The organism is Shewanella septentrionalis, from assembly GCF_025370265.1.
Classification (GTDB): domain Bacteria; phylum Pseudomonadota; class Gammaproteobacteria; order Enterobacterales; family Shewanellaceae; genus Shewanella; species Shewanella hafniensis.
Genome location: NZ_JAMTCC010000010.1, coordinates 55,391 through 76,870 on the forward strand (window position 1 = coordinate 55,391; position 21,480 = coordinate 76,870).

A 21,480-nucleotide genomic window follows, 5' to 3' on the forward strand; every position below is an offset into this window, starting at 1 on the left:
AGGAAGCCCCTGACCTGAAACAATGGAAATCGATTATGAAACAGACAATTGAAGCACAAAACATCACTGAATCAATGCAGAATACTCAAGTCATCGGAGGCACCAAAATGTCGAAATTTAGCTCTTTATTCAAACATCGCAAGTTGCAGATGTTTGCTGTCTCGGGTGTCGCCATGGCCATGCTGGTGGTTTCCTTGCCTTCGGTGAGCACAATGGCCTATGCCAAGGACAGCAGTTTATCGGCGGCGCAGCAGCAAGAGGTGCGAGCGATTCTTAAAGATGCCTTGATCAATGATCCTGACCTAATGAGAGAGGCGATTATTGCGTGGCAAGCAAGGGAGCAAGAGGGGGCAAATACAGCCATGCAAACCAGTCTTGTGACTCATCATAAAGCTATGTATGAGACCAAAAGCGATCCGTGGAAGGGCGCTGCGACACCTGAGATTGAGATGGTGTACTTCACCGATTTTAACTGCCCATACTGCAAGAAAATCGAGCCTTCGCTGAACCAGCTGATTGAAGAATTTCCGCAGTTAAAAATCATAGTCAAAATGGTGCCACTGCAGGGCGAAGGCTCCAAAATAGCGGTCGATTTTGCCCAAACGGTTTGGTTAAACGAGCCTGAAAAGTATCTCAAGGTGAAGGATATGTTGATGTCGAGCCCGCGTGGACTCGATGCCGCCGCCATCGCTAAGGTCGCTAAACTGACGGCAACCGAGCGCTGGGTCGGCAACACAGATGAGCGCGTCGCTAAAATGGTCGATGACAATGTGAGATTAATGAATGAGTTAGGCATAGGTGGCACGCCAAGTATGATAGTGGCCGATACGCTTATTCCCGGATTAGTGCCTTACGAAGTGTTAAAAGAGCAGCTTGAAGCCGCGATTGCCGCTAAAGATAAGACGCAGAAGAGCAGTTAAGATGCAGCCAAAGGAAACTGAAAATATGAGCGCCGAACAAGTTTCGATATCTTTACCTAAACGCATATTGGGCTGGATTAAGCAGCTGACACTTTTGCTGCTCATTGTCATTATCGTGACCAGCGTGATGGACATCTGGCGCGGCAAAGATATTCCGCGGGATAATTTGCCGCAGCTCCAAGGGACGACCTTGGCTGGGGAGATGCTTGATATTGCCACGCTCAGCCAAGATCAGGCGGTATTGGTGTACTTTTGGGGTACTTGGTGCCCTGTGTGTAATTTTGTCAGTCCGGCGGTCAATCAAATGTCGGCCTATTACCCCGTGGTGACGGTTGCCATGAATTCGGGGGAGGATGAGAAACTGAGAAAATATCTTCAGCATCAAGGCTATGGCTTTGACACTATTAACGATAGTGACAGCAAGATTGCCCGTGATTGGTCATTGCAGGCGACGCCAACCATTATGATCTTTAAAGATGGCGAGTTAAAACACTACACCACTGGCTTTACTAGTCTGCCTGGTATGTGGTGGCGAATGATGTTCACTTAGAAGTGATACATCAGGGGGCTGTTTTAAGGGAGAAAAAAAGCGCTAATCTAGGTTAGCGCTTTTGTATTATCAACTTATTTCAGGACTAGACCATTAGCTGAAAGCTTAGGATTTACTTCACTAAGGTGAGCAGTGGTGCCTGACTCACGACTTGGAAGTCGAGCGCCATAGTCACACTGAGCGCCGTAATAGTGATGATTGAAAAACCAAACACTTGGCGAGCCCAGCGTTGCATGTCGACGCCGTGGCGATAACCTTTTAATGCCATGGCAAGCCACCACAGGCTGGTGGCGCAGGTGACCGCCATAAAGGCGATACCTGTGTAACCCGCGAGTGGCAACAGTGCACTGATTAAGGCGAACACGGCAATATAAAGCACGATATGCAGTTTTGCTTTGGTCATGCCTTCTGCCACTGGCAGCACAGGAATATTGGCGGCCGCATAGTCATTAAAACGGAAAATCGCGATGGCGTAAGAATGTGGCATCTGCCATAAACTGAACATCAACAGCAAAATAGCCGCGCCCATGTCCATTTGCCCTGTCACACTGCAATAGCCAACCACGGGCGGTACTGCGCCCGAGAAGCTGCCAACCAAAGTGCCATACACTGAGTTACGTTTCATGTAGAGGCTATAAACCCCCACATATACTATGTAACCAATAACGGCAAATAGCAGGGCTAATGCATTGGTAAACAAGGCTAAGATGCTAAAGCCCAACACGCCTAAGGCGAGTCCAAACGCGAGGACGTTGCCCACGGCAATTTCGCCCGTGACGGTTACGCGTTTGCAGGTTCGCTGCATCTTGGCGTCGATATCACGGTCAATACAGTTATTGATTGCGCAGCCCGAGGCTACGACCAAGGACAATCCTACTAAGCTCGCTAGCATCAAGACCAGATTTACGTCGCCTTTGGCGGCTAATAAAAAACCGCCAGCAACGGAAATCAGATTCCCGAAAATGATGCCAGGCTTAGTCACCTGTACATACCCTTTGAAGCGTGCTTTCCATTGCGGTGACATAAATCTGTCTTGTATTTGCATAGACTGTTTCTCGTTACATCATCAAAGCGTTGGCTTCGAGTATGATCCACACCGACAGGCCGACTACCATGACAATAATCAGGGCAGTAAACAGGAAGGAGAAGGTGTTTACTTTGCCTTCTTTCGAGAAATCTAAGTGTAAGAAGTACTTAAGATGTACCACTATCTGCACTATCGCCATCACTAGCACTAAGCTAAGGGTGGTCGCTTTCTCGAAGTGATGGGTCATTACGGCCCAAAACGGAATGGCGGTTAATACCACTGACAGCACAAAGCCCATTAGATATGACTTAATGCTCGCGGCCAGATCGTCAGTGCCATGGTTAGGCTTATCAGTATGACTATGTGCGCTCATTAAAGTGCTCCCAATAAATACACGACCGTGAATACACAAATCCACACTATGTCGAGGAAATGCCAGAACAAGCTTAAGCAGCTCAGGCGGGTGATGCTGCGATTACCTAAACCGGTTTTCGCCACTTCAATCATCATGATCGCCATCCAAATCAGACCTGCGGTCACGTGCAAGCCGTGCATACCGACAAGGGTGAAGAAGGACGACAGGAAAGCGCTACGCTGTGGGCCATTGCCGTGTTCAATCAGGTGATGGAATTCATAGACTTCCATCCCGATAAACACACAACCGAGGGCGAAGGTGACGAGTAACCAAGCCAAGGTCGCGGCTTTGTTGTGGCGCTTAGCAAAAATCAACGCCATGCCATAGGTAATACTACTAACGAGCAGGGCGGCAGTTTCAATCAGCACAAAGTCCAATTCGAAAATGTCTTTACCCGAAACGCCACCGTCCGTGTTCATGTAGAGCACGGCATAGGTTGCGAAAACCGAGGCAAACAAAATGCAGTCGGTCATCAGGTAAATCCAAAAACCAAACAGAGTGTTGCCACTGGTGTCATGGTGTTCGTGGTGATCTTCTGCGTGAGCTACTTCTAAATCTGCTGGGATTGCAATACTCATATCAGCCCCTTACTACATTGTTTAAGTGGGCATTTTCAATGCGAGCCACTTCATCGGGTTGCACGTAATAGTCGACGTCATTGTTATAAGCACGGAACAGGAACACCACGAAAGCGCCCACTAAACCCACAATGGCTAACCACAGGATGTGCCAAATAGCGGCAAAACCAGCGGCAGTGATCCCCAGCGCCATTAAGATACCGCTTGGGGTATTTTTCGGCATATGGATAGCTTGGTAGTGTTTTTGACGTTGATAAGCCACGCCTTTTTCTTTCGCATCGGTAAAGGCATCGATATCATCAACCTGTGGCAGCTTAGCGAAGTTATAGAACTGCGGTGGTGAAGCGGTTGACCACTCTAAAGTATGGCCATTCCATGGATCGCCCGTAGTATCGCGGTTTTGGTCGCGGTCACGGATACTCACGTACAGTTGGATAAACTGCAGAATGATACCGACCATGATGATGCAAGCACCCACGGCGGCTAAGTAGATCCATACGTTCCACGCTGGGTTATCAATGTGGTTGATACGGCGTGTCATACCCATAAAGCCCAGTACGTACAGCGGCATAAAGGCTACATAGAAACCGATTTGCCAGCACCAGAATGACGCTTTACCTAAACGCTCATTTAAGTGGAAACCTGTCGCTTTCGGGAACCAGTAAGCAAAGCCTGCTAAGTAACCAAATACCGCACCACCAATAATAGTGTTATGGAAATGTGCGATTAAAAACAAACTGTTATGTAGAACGTAGTCGGCACCCGGTAAGGCTAATAACACACCTGTCATACCGCCTATGGTGAAAGTCACCATAAAGCCTAGTGTCCACAACACAGGTACCGTTAAACGTAGGCGGCCACGGTAGATAGTGAACAACCAGTTAAACAGTTTTACCCCGGTTGGAACCGCAATCACCATAGTCATCACCCCGAAGAAAGCGTTGACGTTGGCACTTGAGCCCATGGTGAAGAAGTGGTGTAACCAAACGATGAAACCTAGAATTGAAATCGCACCACTCGCCCACACCATAGAGGTGTAACCGAACAGACGCTTAGCCGTAAAGGTTGAGATCACATCGGAGAAAATACCAAAAGCAGGCAAAATCAGGATGTAAACTTCAGGATGTCCCCACGCCCAAAACAGGTTGATATACATCATGGCGTTACCGCCACCGTCATTGGTGAAGAAGTGGAAATCCATGTAACGGTCGAGTGTCAGCAGGGCTAACACAGCGGTTAAGATTGGGAATGACGCGACGATCAATATGTTCGCCCACGTACAAGTCCAAGTGAAGATTGGCATTTGCATCAGCTTCATGCCAGGGGCACGCATCTTCAGTACGGTGGCGATAAAGTTCACCCCGGTTAAGGTCGTCCCTATGCCCGAAATCTGCAGTGCCCAGATATAGTAATCGACCCCAACTCCCGGACTGTAAGCCAGCTCTGAGAGGGGTGGATACGCCACCCAACCTGTCTTAGCAAATTCACCTAAACCCAATGAAATATTGATCAACACAGCGCCAGAGGCGGTAAGCCAGAAGCTGAGGTTGTTCAAGAATGGGAAGGCAACGTCGCGGGCACCAATTTGCAGCGGCAACACTAAGTTCATCAGACCTATCATAAATGGCATCGCCATAAAGATAATCATGATCACGCCGTGGGCGGTGAAGATTTGGTCGTAATGTTCAGGCGGCAGATAACCTGCGGCGCCGTTGGTGGCGAGTGCTTGCTGGGTACGCATCATAATGGCATCGGAGAAGCCACGAATGAGCATCACCAAAGCTAACACTATGTACATGATACCTAGGCGTTTATGGTCAACTGAGGTTAACCAGTCGTTCCAAAGTACGCTCCATTTTTTGTGTTTAGTGATTAAGGCTGCAATATACAAACCTACCACTGCGACGACCGCTAAGGTCACCATGATGATAGGCTCGTGATACGGAATCGCATCTAAGCTTAATTTACCGAGAAATGACATGATTACTCCGCCTCCACTTTTTGAGTGGATGAGTGCTCTAAGGATAAAGGTTCTGTGGATGAGTCCTGTGCTGATGACGGTACAGAAGGTGTTGAGCTATCCATGTCGGCCATGTTCTGTGTATTTTCCATCGCGTGCTCGCCTGCCATATGTGCCATGTCGTGCATACCTTTCATGTCTGCCATGTCAGATGTGTGTTCAGTGCCCATGTGTTCCATGCCTGCGTGCATGTCCATTCCTTCGTGACCTTTCATGCCGTCATGTGAGTCCATGTGCATGTACTGCATCACGATTTGGTCAAACATCCCTTTGCTCACTGAGCCAAAGTATTCAACCGGATTGTATTCACTCGGTTTAGCCAGTGTGGCGTAGGCCGCTGAGTCCAATGTCTTGCCCTGTTGTTTTAACTTGGCAACCCATGCATCGAAGTCGGCAGGTGTCTGAGTGGCAATCGCTTTAAACTTCATGCCCGCAAATCCTGCGCCGCTGTAGTTAGCCGAGATACCATCGAAGGTGCCTGGCTCGTTAGCGATCAAATGCAATTTAGTAGTCATGCCCGCCATAGAGTAAATCTGGCTGCCTAACTGCGGGATGAAGAAGGAGTTCATCGCAGTATCAGAGGTGATCTTAAAGTTCACCGGCACATTGGCTGGAAACGCCAACTCATTGACCGATGCCACGCCTTGTTCTGGATAAATGAATAACCATTTCCAGTCCAGCGACACCACTTCAACCGTGACGGGTTTAGCTTCGTGCACTAAAGGCTTATATGGATCAAGATCATGGGTCGAACCCCAAGTGATCACACCGAGCACTATTACGATCACAATCGGCACTATCCACACGACGGTTTCAATCGCTGTTGAGTGTGCCCATTTAGGCGCATAGATTTCTTGATCACGGCCATCGCGATATTTCCACGCGAAGTACAATGTCATGGCAATCACAGGGATAACAACAATCAGCATGAGTAGGGTGGCGACGATAATCAGGTGTTTTTCATCGATACCGATTTGGCCCTTAGGGTCCAACACACCGCCATCACAACCCGCGAGCGTGAATGCTACTGCCGCGATTGCCGCTTTACTTAATTTTCGAATTAACAAAGGAAGATTCCTCTAACCCTAAGGTTTACAACTCTGCCAAGCGTGAACCGGCAGTCGCACTAAGCGGCGTTATCTGAGCGCAAATCCTGAAACCCAAGAGGAATGACACAAAATGTGCCGCCATCCCGACGAAATCGAAGAGCAGCTTTCAGCGCTTAATGCTTAATTTGAATTTAAAAACAGAGGGTTAAAATGGCGGGGCGCGACAACCGTGGGCGGTATGTTCGAGTGATTTTAGCCTTGGGGGTGCTAAAAAAAGTGAAGCGTTAGTTAAATCGAGATTATTGAAAAATTTGAAGCAGCAGTCGATTAAATGCCATAACTGCAGAATAACGAGGGGGTTGAGCAATAACAGGCTGAGCAGACTGGCGCCGATAAACTCGACTAAAAAGCCATTGCTGAGGCTGATGAGTTCACTAATATCGACACAACCGCCGATCAATACGTACAAAACGTCAGCTACAGGCAGCACAAACAATAACCCGAAAAACAGGGTTAGGTTTGTCATGCTAAAGGTTGAAAACCGAATAATCAGGTTCAATCTTTCAGCAATGAATTGGCTAAGAGCTAATTTCAATTAACGGGTCCGGTTGAACGGGAAAGGGAGTCAGTTGGCAGAACAAAAAATATTCAGCATGCAACTTTTTTATGCGGCAGGAGGATACCAAGAAGCGGCTATTGAATGAAAGCGGATCCCCGCGGTAAAAGGGCTTAAGCGTTAAAAAAACCTTAATTAAAACTAAATTAAATCAATAAATTTACAAAATTAACCGAAATTTAACTGATTTGGTTCTCATAAAATAAAAATGTGTGAGGCGCTTCATTTATTCGTTTTGGCTAAAGTTGATGTATTGGCGACGGTATGGCGTGGATTAATGCCCCCATAAGCATGTGGGTTTTAGCCAACAGTCGCTTTTATCGCATACGAATGACGCTGTTATTTACCCTTGCTTGCCGCACATTTTTGCATGCTGATTTTTGATGCGAGTTAAGTGTCGTGGAATGGATTTTAGCTGGGCATCTCAAATAAAAACATCAAGTTAAAACAGCGGAAATGTCAGTCATTTACGCTATTTACATTAGATAAAGCGATTATTAAACTGTGATTTCATCACAACCTTGATATCTGCTTGAGATTGATCGAGTGACTAGTGCATGATACTTGTTAACATTTAGATGTGCCAGCTTGAAGGACTACACATAAAGTCATTTATTCCATACCTTAAGGTAAATATTTTCATCGCCTTAGCTTACATTGTTGTAGGTAAATTAGGCTTGATGATTGCTTTGCCGCCTGGATATTCTGCGGCGATTTGGCCTGCCGCAGGGATTGCTATTGCCGCATGTATCCTATGGAAAGAATATGTCCCTTGGGTTGGCGTGTTTATTGGTTCGCTGCTGATTAACATCAATATTGGCGGGCATATCCATTGGGGCTGGTTACCCTTTGCTATCTCGATTGGATCTTGTATACAGGCTGTGCTTTCAGCCCATGTTCTTGGGCGAGTCGATCATTTATTCACCTTAGATAATCCTAATACCGTCATTAAATCCTGTTTGAGCTTAGCCTTAACTTGTATTGTGGCGACCGTTTTTGGCAACAGTGCCTTAGTGATCAACGGTACGATTCCACCATCCGATTTACTGGGTAGTTTAGTGAATTGGTGGACGGGGGATTTGCTCGGCGCCGTGATCTTTATCCCTTTGACTATGTTGCTATTTGATAAGCGGACTATCTGGCGTGCTCGCCGCATTCAGACGGGTGTTCCCCTGCTGGTGGGCTTTTTATTCTGCGTGGGAATTTATTACTACTCGGATATGAACCAGCGCCAACAGTTGCAGGATAAGTTTCAGATCCAATCCAATGCCGTGATTAGCAATATTGAAAGTTTTCAAGAGGCTAACCTGCAGCAAATCGTCGCCCTAGCGAGCTTGTTCGATAATAGCGAGCAGGTTTCAGAGGATGAGTTTGTGCAATTTGGCAAACGTAACATGCTGCAGCAAGATGGCTTTAGAGCTTGGTCTTGGTCGCCGTTAGTGGCGGCCGCCGATCTGCCCAGTTTTGAGGCATCGACCCGCTCAGCCATTGGCGGCCCTTACAAAGTCACGCGGCCTCAAGGCTGGCAAACTAATACCGATGGCTGGTTAGTGCCTGTGATGTACATTCAGCCAATCATAGGCAATGAGGCGGCGCTGGGATTAGATCTCAATAGCGAGCCGACACGAGCCGCTGCCATTGCCAAAGTGCGCGCGACCCTAGCGCCTGTGATGACGGCGAAGATTCAATTAGCTCAAGATCCCAATGGCCCTGGTGGTACTTTACTCATTGCGCCCGCGTTCGACCGACTAGGTAGAATCTCAGGATTTTGTTCAGCTGTGATTGATTTGCAAAGCATTATTAATGATGTTGAGAGCGTAAAGGGATTGCAGTGGAAACTCTCCGACATGAGTGCGGGCGGTGCATTACTTTATAACAATACCCAGAAGTCGTTTCCCGCGTTTAGCAGCAAGCTATTTAGCGATAAAACCGGCCAGTATTTTCAAGCAAACCTGATGCTAGCGGATCGGCATTGGCACATAGTGATTTATCAATCCTATGCCGTGCTGATGGGCGATACTTTTAGCTTATCACTACTTATGCTGCTCCTCGCCTTTATCACTTGTGCTGTTGTGGGTGGTATGACGCTGATTTCCTCCGGCGAACGCCAACGTATTGCCGAGAAAGTGACTGAAAAAACCATGGCCTTGTCGAAGGAAATTGCCCGCCGTCAGGCTTTTCAGGCTACCTTGGTACAAAGCGAGCAAAGATATCGTAATTTGTTTGATAAGGCGCCTGTAGGGCATGTGCTTAAACGTTTAGATGATAGTCAGTTTGTGGCGATTAACCCCGCATTCGAAGCGATGACGGGTTACTCACTCGCTGAGTTAAATCAGCTCGACCCTTGGGAGCTAACGCCAAAGCGTTATCAATCAAGTGAAACTGAGCAATTAGAGCGCTTAAAGCAAACGCGTCGTTATGGCCCCTATCAGAAGCATTATGTTCATAAGAATGGCCAGTTAGTGGCGGTGCGCCTCAACGGTGCGTTAGTCACAGGTGCCGATAGTGAACAGCTTATTCTCTTTATCGTTGAAGATATTACCGAGCAGGAGCGCACCGTTGCGCGGGTAAATCTATTAGCGCAGGTGTTCCAGCAGAGTGGTGAAGGCATCACTATCATGGATGCCAACGACATTATTGTGGATGTGAATAGTGCGTTTTCTCAGATCACCGGTTATTCCCGAGAAGAAATCATTGGTAAAAACTGTCGCTTTTTAGAGGCCGAGCGTACCGACAAAGGTATCGATCCTCAAGTGCGTGCTGCCCTAGAACAAACAGGTTTCTGGCAAGGTGAAGTTTGGGACAGGCATAAGCATGGTTACGATTTCCCTAAATGGTTGATGATGTCTGTGGTGCGCGATGACGCAGGTGCGGTGAGCCATTACATCGGCAGCTTTACCGATATCAGCGAGCGTAAAGTCAGTGAGGAACGGATTCATTTCCTCGCCCACCACGATTCTTTGACGCTACTGCCTAATCGACTCAGCTTGCAGTCGCGCCTCGAAGTGGTCTTTAGGGAGGCGCTGGCATCCGACAGCCAAATTGCGGTGATGTTTATCGACATGGACCACTTTAAAAATATCAACGACACCTTGGGGCATCATGTGGGCGATCAACTGTTGTTAGAAGTTGCGCGTCGTTTGAAAAACATCGTTGGTGATACTGACACTGTGGCGCGTCTGGGTGGCGATGAGTTTGTGGTCGCATTATCTGATACGAACCATGATGAGGTGGCCAGTTTAGCCGAAGCGCTGCGCAGTGGTTTGAGTCAAACCTATATCATTAATAATCAAGCATTACATTCATCGCCGAGTATCGGCATCAGTTTGTTCCCGACCGATGGCGACAGTGTTGAAGCCCTGATGAAAAACGCCGATATGGCCATGTACCGCGCCAAATCGGCGGGGCGCAATAACTATCAATTCTTTACTGCGGCGATGAATACCTTGATCACTGAGCGCCAGCAAATTGAAACTGGCCTCAGGCAAGTGCTCGCCAACGATGAATTGCGGCTGCATTATCAGCCACAAATTGATATCCGTACTGGGCAAGTGGTCAGTGTCGAAGCCTTAGTGCGCTGGCAACATCCCGAATTTGGCATGGTAGCGCCAGACCGCTTTATCCCCATTGCTGAAGAGATCGACATGATCATTCCTATCGGCCAATGGGTGTTAGAAACCGCGATGGCGCAGCTTGCCGCATGGCGCGCTGCGGGTGCGACCGAGCTGCGAATGGCGGTGAATCTGTCGGCGCATCAACTCCGCAAAGATAGCATTGTCGCCGATATCACCAATGTGCTTTTAAAGCATAAGTTGGGCAAAGGGGCATTGGAGCTCGAAATCACCGAGAGTGTGGCAATGCAATATCCGGAGCAGAATGCGCGCCTATTGGCTGAATTGCGTCAGCATGGTATCGAACTTGCGATTGATGATTTCGGCACGGGTTATTCCTCGTTATCCTATTTGAAACTCTTGCCCTTAGATAGATTGAAGCTCGACCGCTCTTTTGTGAAGGATATTGAGAGCGACCCGAACGATGCCGCTATCAGTGCTGCGACCATTTCTATGTCCCATGAGTTGGGGTTAACTGTGGTGGCCGAAGGGGTTGAAAACGAGGCGCAGTTGGTATTATTGTCGAGGATGGGGTGCGACTTAGTGCAAGGGTTTTATTTTAGTAAACCCTTAGCGGCAGAAGAGTGTTTCCGCTTTATCCAGCGTAATTTATAACGGCAGAGTGTTGCTGTTTTTCTAATGCTGGCGCAGAGTTGGACTATACTTGAGTTCGCATTATGTATGCGTTAATCGAAATACTAAGGATGGTTTTATGCAAGTCATCTTCACCAAAGGAACCCAGCGTTATGGTCAGTTGCGCTGCGTGCGCATGGACGGTAGTGCGACTCAAACCCAAATGCCGGAACAGGGCATTGCTCCCCACGATATGATCCATTATGTGGTTGAAAAACGTCTGCATATTCAAGGGGCTTTCTTCTCGCAGGTCAGAGCTGGCGCCGATATCAGCTTCGCCTTGGAACATAATGAAACCTCCCGTGCCATCGCAGATAAAACGGAAGTGTGGCAAACCGAATCCATAGTCGAGACCTTGCAGTCGCTACTCTGGTCGGGTGAAACGCCAACCTATGACGGCTTTATTTATCTGTTAGAGCAAGCCTGCAACAGCCGAGACCTAGCCGTTCCAACCGTTAGCCAATCGGACTTTGAACATATTCTTAATGAGATTATGGATCTGAGCATCGAGTGGCAAGGAATGGGTGAAGGTCAGTCCCTGACCTTGAAGTTTTAAGCGGTTTAAAACTAAGTGATTTAAAAACAACTGATTTAAAAAAAAGAGCGCAGTTAACTGCGCTCTTTGTGTTACTGCGGCCATAGCGCGATCATTCCCTATGACGACGTTCTTGGCTTTGAGTTGAGCGACCTTGGTTATGTTCTACCGAGCGAGCGGTTTGCGCATTTTGGCGTGGCTCACTTTGTCTCACTCTCACGTCTTCGCGTTGCCTTGGCGCTGCTTGTCTTGGTTGTTCAATACGTTGCGGTTCTGCGCGTCTTGTCTCAGGTCGTGGCGTTTCAACTCTTGGGGTCACAGTTCTTGGATTTTCTTGTCTTTGTGGCGGCGTCCTTTGTTGATCGATATTACGCTGCTGTGACTCCCGAGTTTGATATTGCCTTTGCTGAGACTCCTTCGATGGCATTGGCTTTGACTGCACGGGTCTCGATTGCGCGTCATTACGCTCCTTGTGAGTCGGCGTTTGTACCATAGTCGCGGATCGACGTTCCTTTAACTCGGCCTGTGTTTTTTGATAACTCGGTACGCGGTTATCACGTTCACGACTGGCGTTGTGATAGTCCTTATTGTCACGACTCTTATTCCCCTGATTACTCATATTGCCCTGATTGCTATGGGGATCTTGGCGTTCTTTTGATTTCGAGTATTGGCTATTAAAGTGCTGCTTGCTGCCGCTAGAGTGTGAATCTCTGCCGCGATACTTGTCTTCGTTGTAATAGCGTTGCTTCACGACGGGGTTGTGGTAACTCACGCCACGTCTATGTTCGGGTTTATGTTTCCAAGGCTGGGCACCATAACTGACCGTGTATCTTTCACGTGGGCGATAACGATGTGAATGGCGATAGTCGATCACGACCACTTTATGGTTGTGCCAGTGGAATGAACTGAAGAAGTAGTTAAAGGAAATATGGATGCCAGGTGACCAGTAGAAATGGTTATGACTCGGACGATAGGGATAGCCAGCATAGCCGCCAAATTCCCAATACACGGGTGGATAAGCCACACCCCAGCGCCATGTGCCATAAACCACGCGCGGATCGTAATAGGGCACGTAGACGATTTCTCGCTTAGCGGGTTCTATGATGATCTGATTGTTGGCACGGGTGATCGCCATGTTATCCATGTTTGCTAAGCTGTTCGCTTTATCAGCCTGTTGTCTTAGGGATTGAATGCTGTTCATCACTTGGCCTTCATCTTCTAAGAAGGCTTCACCGAGTCTTTGAGTCCAGTCGAGATCTTCACTCATTTTTTGCAGCAGCGTCGGAAAAGCCAGCAAAGCTTTGACGCTCGGGTCCCAATCTTGATCTTCGGCCTTCGACATCAGTTGATCGACCGATGATTTGGGGCGCTGGGTTAACCAACGTTGTGCCTGCACGATTTCGAGTGGATAAGTTGAGGCAATAAGTATGTGGGTCAATAAGCTATCGGGATACAGGGCAATAGGCGCCAGCATTTGTTCGAGTTCGGCTTGGCTTGCCGCAGCGCTCGAGCCTTGGCTCACAGATACGCCCGCAGCTTGGGCTGTGGTAGTGAAAGGCAAGGCCACTAATGCCGCCGTTAACACTAGCCAATTCCATCGATGTTGTCTGTTCATGGTTTGCTCCAATAATCCTGTTCGAGGATGTTATGGGCATCATAGGCGCTTGAATATGAACATAAGCTGAAAGCATTTTGCGGTTAAAAAGTAATTTTTAACCGCAATTTAGGTGGGAATTTAAATCTATGGTATTGAAACTAAATCATTAAATTGAGTGTACAAAGCTGATGCTGAACTTGGCGCCGCCCAAGGTTTCTGAACGTGAGACTGAAATTCTGCCGTTATAGCTGTCGACTAAATCGCGCACGATCGCAAGCCCAATACCATTACCTTGATGATAGGAATCAGCGCGAATACCGCGTTCAAAGATTTGATTTTGCAGTGCTTCACTGATCCCAGAACCATCATCTTCGATGCAGATCAGCAATTGATAGGCATCGCCGGTCACAGTTAATTTAACTGTGGACTTTGCCGCTTTGCAGGCGTTGTCGAGTACATTACCGAGAATTTCCGTGAGATCCGCTTCATCACCTTTGAATACTGCTTCGTCAGCCATCTCGCCGCTGAGATTGATTTGCGGCTCACGATAAATTTTAGCTAAGGTGCGTAATAACTTAGCGGCGACGTCATCGACGCGAATCCCTAAATGCCACGAGGCTGCCGCTGCCGTTTGGGCGCGTTTCAGCTGGTGGCCAATAATGCGGCTGATCACCGACACTTGCTCGCTGGAGGCTTCGCTTAAGTCGGCCTGACTCTTGATCACCGCCAGCGGTGTTTTGAGGCTGTGGGCAAGATCGGCCAAGGCATTACGATAGCGTTTGCGCTGGGTTTGTTCGGTATTGAGCAAAATATTGAGCTGCCGAGCAACGGCTTGTAATTCAGTGGGGTACTGACTACTTAGCTGCATCGACTTTCCTTGTTCGACGGAATGTAATTCTTGGGTAAAGCGCGCCAATGGCCGCAGTGTCCACACTAGCCAACTCAGTTGGAACACCAGCATGACGAACATTAAGATCAGCAGCCAAGTCCAAAGCTGTTGATTAAATTGATCGATTTGCTGCTGAAATTCGCGTTCGTCCTTAATGATATGAATCGTCACAGGCACGTTTTGATTTTGACTGGCGAAACTGACGCTAAAGCTATAAATCAAATGGGGTTGTTCGGCGAGCTCGATTTGCTCAAAGGCACTTTGACCGGTTGCTGGGATGGTAAAATGCGGCGGTGGCACCATGCCCATAAAAGATTGCGAGTGCCACACGATCGTTTGTTTGCCGCTGGCATCTTCAGTGGTCGCAATGGCATACAGCCCAGATTGAATGAGGTTAAAACGATTTTCGAGTACTAATTCTGGGATAGAGATTTGTTTATTCTCGACTTCAGTCACCGCGAGTATCGAATAGACATAGGCGCTGAGTTCATTTTTGGTCGCGCTTTTAACTTGCTCGGTAAAGGCATCGTTTAAGGCGACGCCGATTAAAGGTAATAACACTAAGATAAACAATAGCGCGCTAATCACTAAGCGCGCTTTAAGGGAGTTCAAGACTTGCCACACAATGGCACGTTTACTCATCAGCAGTTGGCTCGGGCGTTAACGCTTTTAGGCGATAACCTTGGCCGCGCAGGGTTTCAATCAGGTTGTATTGATTATCAGGGTCGAGTTTTTTACGTAACCGGCGGATAAAGACTTCGATGACGTTAGAATCTAAATCAAAATCCTGATCGTAGATGTGCTCTGTGAGGACGGTTTTGGATTTCACTTCACCCTGATGCAGCATAAAAAATTCGAATAACTTGTATTCAGAGCCGCTGAGGTTAACCAGTTCTTCGCCTTTACGCACTTCTAAGCTGCTGGTATTTAGGCTAAAGGGACCGTTATAAATCAAAGGGCTGGCCTTGCCGGCAGAGCGACGGATCAGGGCTTTGAGCCGCGCGACCAGTTCTTGGGGATGGAAAGGTTTCGTCAGGTAGTCGTCGGCACCGGCGTCGAGCCCTTCCACCTTGTCTTGCCAACTGTCTCTCGCGGTTAAAATTAGGATTGGGAAGTCGCGTTCCTGTTCGCGTACGCTGCGGATAAGCGCGATACCATCGAGCTTAGGCAAACCGACATCGATTATCGCCGCATCATAGTTGTATTCGAGTGCTTGAAATAAGCCTTCTTCACCATCGCTCGCCACATCGATACTGTAATGGGCATCGAGCAGATGTTGTTTTAAGTTAGCCTGCAGTTCTAAATCATCTTCAACCAATAACAATCGCATAGTTAATTCCTCGACACTCGGCCAGTTGCGGCATCCACTGAGACTGAAAACACTTGGCCGTCATTATTGAGGAGCTTAACCCGATACCCTGAGCCGCTGGATTGCACGCTCAGTACCTTGCCTTGATATTGGCGTTGCACCATAGCTACAGCTTGATCTGGGCTATTGACCGCCAGACGGCGCTGCTCATTCTTCGCACCTTGGTTGCGATCATTCTGTCTATCATTGCCTGCCATGCTGCCAAAGGAGGCCAATAAGCAAGCGATTAGGGCCAATGTCAAACCAAGTTTCATATCTGGTACCCGCAATGTTCGGCGATCTTAAGTTAATGGGTGAGATGGATAACTTATCGAGTCGACTAAGAATACCTCATCACCTTAACAAACACATAGAGATCAGCCAATTGGTTGGCACAATTCCATCAAAATTAACTTTGGTAGTCATTTTGTTATTCGTGACAGAACTGAAGCTCTGTCAGCGAGTCTATTCCTATGCTCGCATTCAATATGCCCTAGTGTCGGCTAATCCAGATGAACTAAGGCTGAACGTATTGTCGCGCTAAGAACAGTAAATGTTGATGTTCAGCTTATGTTCACCTTCATTGCACTTTAATGGCTCCAATTTGAACGGATTATCCATGGGGTATTCAAGATGAACACACTCAATAAACAAGGTATGGCAGCCACAGTTAACAGTCAGGTTAACACCCATTTCGTTAAAGCGACGGCCATTGCCGCGCTGTTTTTAGCGTCCACTGTGGTCAGCGCTCAGCCCCGCGAACTGGAGTCATCGCAAAGCTTAACGCCATTTACTGTGGCCAGTGTCGGCATTGCCAAAAAAGCTGAAAACAGCGAGCAAGCAGCCGAGCAGGAACAGCAAGCTTTAGCCCTGTTACAACAAGCTGCGCCCGCAAAAAATGTCACTGAAGCCGCTGCTGCAGCCGTTAAATCCTTGGCGCCCGCGTTATCCTCTAAAGCGCCGACGGCAAACCGCGTGCAACTAATGGGCGCATCGCCGATGACGCGTGAGCAAGTGACTGCGAAACATGCGAGCCAAGGCATGCCGAGTTCGAGCGCGACCAGTGAAGATCCCTACCGCGCACCTGTGTATCACAGTTTTTCGATTTTTGATGCCAGCAGTCGTTTGTTTGAAGACTTTGACTACGATGGTTTTTATCAAACGTTTAGCGTGACCTTCGACGTTGATGTCAATGGTTCATATCTTAATGAAAGAGCTGATTTATTTGCCGAGCTTTATCTCAGTCGTGATGGTGGCCCTTGGGTGCATTACTACACCACAGACGTATTTACCATTTACGGCGATTCGACACAGGACGATTACGAAGTGTTGACCACGCTCTACACGGGTTATGCGACGGATCACTATGATGTGTTGATTGATGTGTATGAAGTGGGTTACAGCGATATTGTTGCGACCATTAGCGCCGATGAGACCGATAGTTTGTATGCGCTGCCATTGGAGAGTAGCGATCGAGACAGAGAGCCCGACATTATCGTTGTTGAGGAAAGTGGCGGCGCCTTCTCAGTATTAGGTTTGTTATGTCTTAGTTTGTGTGCGGGGCTGCGGTTGAATCGAACTCGAGCCTAATCGCCCTTATTTCTCTCGGTGTTTATCTGCGGTAAATAGGGCTAGTATGGATGAGTTATTTTAACTAAATGGAGAAAGACATGATTGCTCAAGGTCAAACATTACCTGCTGCCACATTAGGTCAACTGACTAAAGATGGCATGGTGAATCACCAAGTTACCGAATTGTTCGCGGGTAAAAAAGTCGTATTGTTTGCAGTGCCAGGTGCTTTTACTCCGACCTGTTCTGAAGCGCATTTACCTGGCTATGTGGTATTAGCCGATCAATTTAAAGCGAAAGGCGTGGATTTGATTGCCTGTGTTGCTGTGAACGATGCCTTTGTGATGAAAGCGTGGGGCGAAGCACAAAATGCCTCTGAATTAATGATGTTAGCCGATGGCGATGCCAGCTTTACTAAAGCCTTAGGTTTAGAGATGGATACTGCCGGTTTTGGTGGCGTGCGTTCACAACGTTACGCCATGATCATCGATAATGGTGTAGTGACGCTACTGAATGTAGAAGAGCCAAAGGCTTTTGAAGCCAGTAAAGCTGAAGTGGTTTTAGCAGCTCTTTAATGATTCAGCTCCGAATTTAATCGGACATCAAAATAGATGGGAGCCTAGCCTAGGCTCCCATTTTTATTGGTATTTTAGTGGGTTAAGCGGCCCGCGACTGTGGTGCTAAGTTACCAACCTCGGCAATGCCTAAACTGGTCTCAATATCCTCGACGCTCTGCTGTACTTCTTGGGCGATGACTTCACTCTGTTGTGAACTGGTTTGCGCTTGTTCTTTTAAACTATCCATAGTGCGAACAAATTCATCGAGATAATCGACTTGCTCTTTGGCATTGAGCGAGCCTTGTTTGGCGGTATTGGCCATGTCGCTCGCTTGATTTTGCACCGTTTGCGCCACTTGCCATAGGCTTTGAGCGCGAAGTTTTTGGCTGCTGGTGGCCTCTGCTATGCCATCGACACTCTCGCTGAGGGCATGATTCGATTGGGTCAGTTGCTGCAGAATCTTCACGATTTCATTTAAAGACACTTGGGTGCGCTGACTTAAATTTCGCACTTCATCGGCGACCACGGCAAAGCCGCGACCTTGCTCTCCCGCCCGCGCAGCTTCAATGGCGGCATTGAGGGCGAGTAAGTTAGTTTGTTCGGCGATATTGCCAATTACATCAATGATTTTCGACACATCCGTCACTGAGTTATTCAGACTTTCAAGGGAAGCATGGCAAAGGCCAACGGCGGTTTGCGTCTGCTCAGTTGCGCTCAGCACTGCTTCTGCTTCGGTTTGGCTCGACTGCATTTGGCGCATGGTTTCGGCGGCGCTGTCTTCCACTAGTGCCGAAGTGTGGCTCACCTCATTGGCGAGGCTGCGGATATGCTCGGTCTGTGTTTGCGTATCGGCCACAATCGTCTGAGTGTGCTCTGTGTGCTGCGACAGCTGAGTAATTCGCGCAACCAGTTGGCTTAATGATTGAGAAACCTTAGTGATTTGCTGGCGTTGTGCCTCGTCTTCCTGTTCAAACCTTTGCAGCAACTGGTTGAAATGACCTGCGATTTGGCCCGTCTCGCAGCGACGATTAATATCTAAACGCTCGCGGCTATTCGATTCGCTTAATTTCATAAAGGCTTGGTTGAGACGTTTTAATGGTTTGACGACGCGATTTTGCTGCAGAATTAAATAACCTATGGCAAACAAGGCCATGACCGAAACCATAGTGTAGAGGATCAGTTGTAGCTCATATTTCAGCTGTTGATTCTTCGCCGCCTGAGCCTCACCTAAGCCAATAAGCTGTTGTTCCACATTGCTAATCGCTTGAATGAGTTGATCTTGCATCTCTTGGTTGGCTTGCAGCAATTGGTGAGTATTGGCGACTTCTTTGTTGTATCGATTGGCGAGACTGAGCAGTTCACTGCGGTCACTTTCGCCGACTTCAATCTGTTCCGGTTCGCTGGAACCGAGGGCAAACTCATCGGCTTCTTGCTGCTCATATACACCGATTAACGGCAGTGCGCTGAGGGCGTCGTGCCACGTATTTAGCTCTTTGCTGGTGCTGTCTAAAATACCCTTGAGCTGCTGATTTTTGCCGATGAGGTAGCCATCGGTTAGCTGGGAAAGTTGGTAGACGATGGAAGGTAAATCGCGGCTCAATTGCAGATATTGTTCGGCGACCGCAGCATTTGTGGTTAAGCCTTTATCGGCATAACTGCCCAGACGACGGTTATAGTCGAGCATTTCAGATTCGGCGTGGGCCAGCAGTTGCCTAGGGTTGCCAGCGAGTTTACCCGCGGCGCGGTACTTGGTATCTAAATCTTGAATGAAGCTGCTGAGACTTGCTTGCAAGTCATTATCGGTAGCGCCCATGGTGGCGAGATTAAGCTCTGTAAGCTGGTTCTTAATGGCGCTGAGTTTGGTTTTCGCTTGTTCCAGTTGGCTAGCGTTGCCGCTGGCGAGGTAGCCGTCGAGATCGCGGCGTACGCCGACGAGAAAATCCTGCTGAATAGCTTGTAATGTAAGTGTTTGCTGCTCAATTTGTTGCCGCTGATCACTGCTCCACAGCACTACGGCTGCTAGCAATCCCGCGAGCAATAACAACAGGGCAGAAGCAGAAAGCGACAGCGTTGAAATTTTCATTTTGCAATCTTCATAATGGTCAGAGCCAGTAACTGTGCTGAGTTTATGAATTTAAGGTGACATTAATATGACAAGTGCTCACTTGGATGTCAGCGTTGTCATTTGATTTGCAAATATGTGATCTCGCGTTATTCCAGCGGCAGCCACACTTGGGCTTTTAAACCGCCTTCGGCGCGGTTGGAGAGTGTAATTTGCCCTTGGTGTCTATCGATAATCCGTTTGATGATGGCGAGGCCTAGGCCCGAACCAACACTACCACGGGCGATATCACCTTGGGTAAAAGGTTGAAATAGTTTGGTCATTTGTGACTCATCGATCCCTGGGCCATTATCTTCAACACTAAAACCGATACGTTTGCCATCGAACTGCGAGCTAATGCGGATCCAGCCAGAACCATAGCGAAAAGCATTTTCGACTAAGTTACTCAGTACCCGCTTTATGGCAATCGCTTGGAATTGAGCTTCTGGGCAGTCAGTTAACAGCACTTCAATTTCGCCGGCGCGATTGGCCTCTGCTTGAGCGACATCTTGAATGAGTTTATTGATTTGGCCTAGCTCACGGCTGGTTTCCTGATCTTGGCGAATATACGCAATAAACTGGCTGATGATGGCGTCCATATCTTCGATATCGTTGACTATGCCATCTTTAAGATATTGATCTTCCTCAACCATCATCTCAGAAGCGAGCCGAATACGGGTGAGCGGCGTGCGCAAGTCGTGGGAAATCCCCGCCATCAATAGCGCTCTGTCCTGCTCCAGTTGTTTCATGCTGTGCGCCATCTGGTTGAAGGCGTTAGTTACTTCGACAATTTCACTCGAACCATTCAGCGGCAAGGGATCGGGGAATTCACCGCGGGAAACGGCAATCGCGGCTTTTTGTAGTCGTCTAAGTGGGCGGTTTTGTTGGCGGGCAAACCACCAACCCCCGGCGACGCTGAGGGCGCCTATGACCATTAAATAAAGGGTGAGCGGCGAAAGGTCTGAAACATTTTGGCCGATAAGCGGCACTTTTATCCAAATCGAGGGCGCCTGTGGTGGACGGATCCAAATCTGCAATACACTGCCGTGGGTGACGCGCACTTCGGCGTCGCCGCCGAGATATTCCGACATCTGCGCCGACCAGAAACCATAGTAGGTCGCTTGCTCAATCCCAGCTTCGCGCGCTTGCTGTTGATTGTAGATCTTCATGCCATCGTCGTGGACTTTGGCATTGAGGGCATCGACTATGGTTAAGTGTTCGCGGCCAATATCTATGCCATCGACAAACAGCAATTTAACTTGGCGAGCGATTAATTGATTGATTTGTTGGTAGCTTGGCTTAAGCACATAGACGGCAACTGTGACGTAAGACACCAGCTGATTGATCAGTAGTAGACAACCAATCAGCATCACGGTTTGACTAAACGCGCTGCGAGGGACAAACCGCCACCAAAACTTAGCTTTCATCGGGGGCTCAATAACCGCAGCAGATTAAGATGGCAGCG

Annotated in this window: 18 protein-coding genes; 6 read left to right on the forward strand and 12 right to left on the reverse strand. The window is 48.1% G+C overall.

What is annotated here, in order from left to right; genetic code table 11:
* The first annotated feature begins 35 nt into the window (after positions 1-35).
* Together NE536_RS07535 and NE536_RS07540 are read left to right on the forward strand one after the other, a co-directional pair.
* Positions 36-920, forward strand: coding sequence for a DsbA family protein (locus NE536_RS07535; RefSeq protein ID WP_261272316.1), 885 nt, complete (start codon positions 36-38; stop codon positions 918-920).
* Positions 921-945: 25 nt separating this feature from the next.
* Entirely contained in the window at positions 946-1,470 is a 525-nt protein-coding gene (locus NE536_RS07540; RefSeq protein ID WP_261272317.1) for a protein disulfide oxidoreductase, read from the forward strand.
* 112 nt (positions 1,471-1,582) lie between these two features.
* Here the strand turns inward: NE536_RS07540 and cyoE are convergent, their stop codons facing one another.
* From cyoE to NE536_RS07570, 6 genes are all read right to left on the reverse strand, one after another.
* A complete protein-coding gene (gene cyoE, locus NE536_RS07545) occupies positions 1,583-2,515 on the reverse strand; it encodes a heme o synthase (RefSeq protein WP_261272318.1) in 933 nt (310 codons plus the stop codon).
* A 13-nt stretch (positions 2,516-2,528) separates the two neighbouring features.
* A complete protein-coding gene (gene cyoD / locus NE536_RS07550; RefSeq protein ID WP_259566140.1) occupies positions 2,529-2,870 on the reverse strand; it encodes a cytochrome o ubiquinol oxidase subunit IV in 342 nt (113 codons plus the stop codon).
* Positions 2,870-3,490, reverse strand: coding sequence for a cytochrome o ubiquinol oxidase subunit III (cyoC, locus tag NE536_RS07555; protein ID WP_006079490.1), 621 nt, complete (start codon positions 3,488-3,490; stop codon positions 2,870-2,872). Before cyoC ends, cyoD begins: the two co-directional genes overlap by 1 nt.
* Position 3,491: 1 nt before the next feature.
* Positions 3,492-5,471, reverse strand: coding sequence for a cytochrome o ubiquinol oxidase subunit I (gene cyoB / locus NE536_RS07560; protein WP_261272319.1), 1,980 nt, complete (start codon positions 5,469-5,471; stop codon positions 3,492-3,494).
* 2 nt (positions 5,472-5,473) lie between these two features.
* Positions 5,474-6,577 (reverse strand): ubiquinol oxidase subunit II, encoded by a 1,104-nt coding sequence (gene cyoA / locus NE536_RS07565; RefSeq protein ID WP_261272320.1) that lies wholly within the window; start codon positions 6,575-6,577, stop codon positions 5,474-5,476.
* Positions 6,578-6,764: 187 nt separating this feature from the next.
* Positions 6,765-7,154 carry a hypothetical protein gene (locus tag NE536_RS07570; protein ID WP_006079495.1) on the reverse strand — a complete coding sequence of 130 codons (390 nt, stop codon included), beginning with the start codon at positions 7,152-7,154 and terminating at the stop codon, positions 6,765-6,767.
* A 599-nt stretch (positions 7,155-7,753) separates the two neighbouring features.
* On the opposite strand from NE536_RS07570, the gene NE536_RS07575 reads away from it, so the two are divergent.
* Positions 7,754-11,401 (forward strand): bifunctional diguanylate cyclase/phosphodiesterase, encoded by a 3,648-nt coding sequence (locus tag NE536_RS07575; RefSeq protein WP_261272321.1) that lies wholly within the window; start codon positions 7,754-7,756, stop codon positions 11,399-11,401.
* 97 nt (positions 11,402-11,498) lie between these two features.
* Positions 11,499-11,975 (forward strand): hypothetical protein, encoded by a 477-nt coding sequence (locus NE536_RS07580; protein WP_006084642.1) that lies wholly within the window; start codon positions 11,499-11,501, stop codon positions 11,973-11,975.
* Between the two features lie 91 nt (positions 11,976-12,066).
* Here NE536_RS07580 and NE536_RS07585 read toward each other — a convergent pair whose 3' ends face one another.
* From NE536_RS07585 to NE536_RS07600, 4 genes are all read right to left on the reverse strand, one after another.
* The gene (locus NE536_RS07585) at positions 12,067-13,569 is read right to left on the reverse strand and encodes a DUF3300 domain-containing protein (protein WP_261272322.1); all 1,503 of its coding nucleotides are present in this window, start codon (positions 13,567-13,569) and stop codon (positions 12,067-12,069) included.
* Positions 13,570-13,717: 148 nt separating this feature from the next.
* Positions 13,718-15,082, reverse strand: coding sequence for an ATP-binding protein (locus NE536_RS07590; RefSeq protein ID WP_261272323.1), 1,365 nt, complete (start codon positions 15,080-15,082; stop codon positions 13,718-13,720).
* Positions 15,075-15,770: a response regulator transcription factor gene (locus NE536_RS07595; RefSeq protein WP_006079500.1), complete on the reverse strand. Its 696-nt coding sequence runs from the start codon at positions 15,768-15,770 to the stop codon at positions 15,075-15,077. The genes NE536_RS07590 and NE536_RS07595 overlap by 8 nt, the downstream gene beginning before the upstream one ends.
* 2 nt (positions 15,771-15,772) lie before the next feature.
* Complete coding sequence (locus tag NE536_RS07600; RefSeq protein ID WP_012588852.1) at positions 15,773-16,063, reverse strand: PepSY domain-containing protein; 291 nt, start codon at positions 16,061-16,063, stop codon at positions 15,773-15,775.
* A 358-nt stretch (positions 16,064-16,421) separates the two neighbouring features.
* On the opposite strand from NE536_RS07600, the gene NE536_RS07605 reads away from it, so the two are divergent.
* Together NE536_RS07605 and NE536_RS07610 are read left to right on the forward strand one after the other, a co-directional pair.
* Entirely contained in the window at positions 16,422-17,378 is a 957-nt protein-coding gene (locus tag NE536_RS07605; protein WP_261272324.1) for a choice-of-anchor H family protein, read from the forward strand.
* A gap of 80 nt (positions 17,379-17,458) precedes the next feature.
* Positions 17,459-17,932, forward strand: coding sequence for a peroxiredoxin (locus tag NE536_RS07610; protein WP_006079504.1), 474 nt, complete (start codon positions 17,459-17,461; stop codon positions 17,930-17,932).
* A gap of 82 nt (positions 17,933-18,014) precedes the next feature.
* Here NE536_RS07610 and NE536_RS07615 read toward each other — a convergent pair whose 3' ends face one another.
* Positions 18,015-19,997, reverse strand: coding sequence for a methyl-accepting chemotaxis protein (locus tag NE536_RS07615; protein ID WP_261272325.1), 1,983 nt, complete (start codon positions 19,995-19,997; stop codon positions 18,015-18,017).
* Between the two features lie 128 nt (positions 19,998-20,125).
* A complete protein-coding gene (gene envZ, locus NE536_RS07620) occupies positions 20,126-21,442 on the reverse strand; it encodes a two-component system sensor histidine kinase EnvZ (protein WP_261272326.1) in 1,317 nt (438 codons plus the stop codon).
* Between the last annotated feature and the right edge of the window lie 38 nt (positions 21,443-21,480).

Coding starts and splice junctions, on each gene's coding strand:
- NE536_RS07585 (WP_261272322.1), bottom strand. CDS start 13,569: ATGAACAGACAACATCGATGGAATTGGCTAGTGTTAACGGCGGCATTA.
- NE536_RS07605 (WP_261272324.1), top strand. CDS start 16,422: ATGAACACACTCAATAAACAAGGTATGGCAGCCACAGTTAACAGTCAG.
- NE536_RS07610 (WP_006079504.1), top strand. CDS start 17,459: ATGATTGCTCAAGGTCAAACATTACCTGCTGCCACATTAGGTCAACTG.
- NE536_RS07575 (WP_261272321.1), top strand. CDS start 7,754: ATGTGCCAGCTTGAAGGACTACACATAAAGTCATTTATTCCATACCTT.
- envZ (WP_261272326.1), bottom strand. CDS start 21,442: ATGAAAGCTAAGTTTTGGTGGCGGTTTGTCCCTCGCAGCGCGTTTAGT.
- NE536_RS07590 (WP_261272323.1), bottom strand. CDS start 15,082: ATGAGTAAACGTGCCATTGTGTGGCAAGTCTTGAACTCCCTTAAAGCG.
- NE536_RS07600 (WP_012588852.1), bottom strand. CDS start 16,063: ATGAAACTTGGTTTGACATTGGCCCTAATCGCTTGCTTATTGGCCTCC.
- cyoB (WP_261272319.1), bottom strand. CDS start 5,471: ATGTCATTTCTCGGTAAATTAAGCTTAGATGCGATTCCGTATCACGAG.
- cyoD (WP_259566140.1), bottom strand. CDS start 2,870: ATGAGCGCACATAGTCATACTGATAAGCCTAACCATGGCACTGACGAT.
- NE536_RS07595 (WP_006079500.1), bottom strand. CDS start 15,770: ATGCGATTGTTATTGGTTGAAGATGATTTAGAACTGCAGGCTAACTTA.
- NE536_RS07535 (WP_261272316.1), top strand. CDS start 36: ATGAAACAGACAATTGAAGCACAAAACATCACTGAATCAATGCAGAAT.
- NE536_RS07615 (WP_261272325.1), bottom strand. CDS start 19,997: ATGAAAATTTCAACGCTGTCGCTTTCTGCTTCTGCCCTGTTGTTATTG.
- cyoC (WP_006079490.1), bottom strand. CDS start 3,490: ATGAGTATTGCAATCCCAGCAGATTTAGAAGTAGCTCACGCAGAAGAT.
- NE536_RS07540 (WP_261272317.1), top strand. CDS start 946: ATGAGCGCCGAACAAGTTTCGATATCTTTACCTAAACGCATATTGGGC.
- cyoE (WP_261272318.1), bottom strand. CDS start 2,515: ATGCAAATACAAGACAGATTTATGTCACCGCAATGGAAAGCACGCTTC.
- NE536_RS07580 (WP_006084642.1), top strand. CDS start 11,499: ATGCAAGTCATCTTCACCAAAGGAACCCAGCGTTATGGTCAGTTGCGC.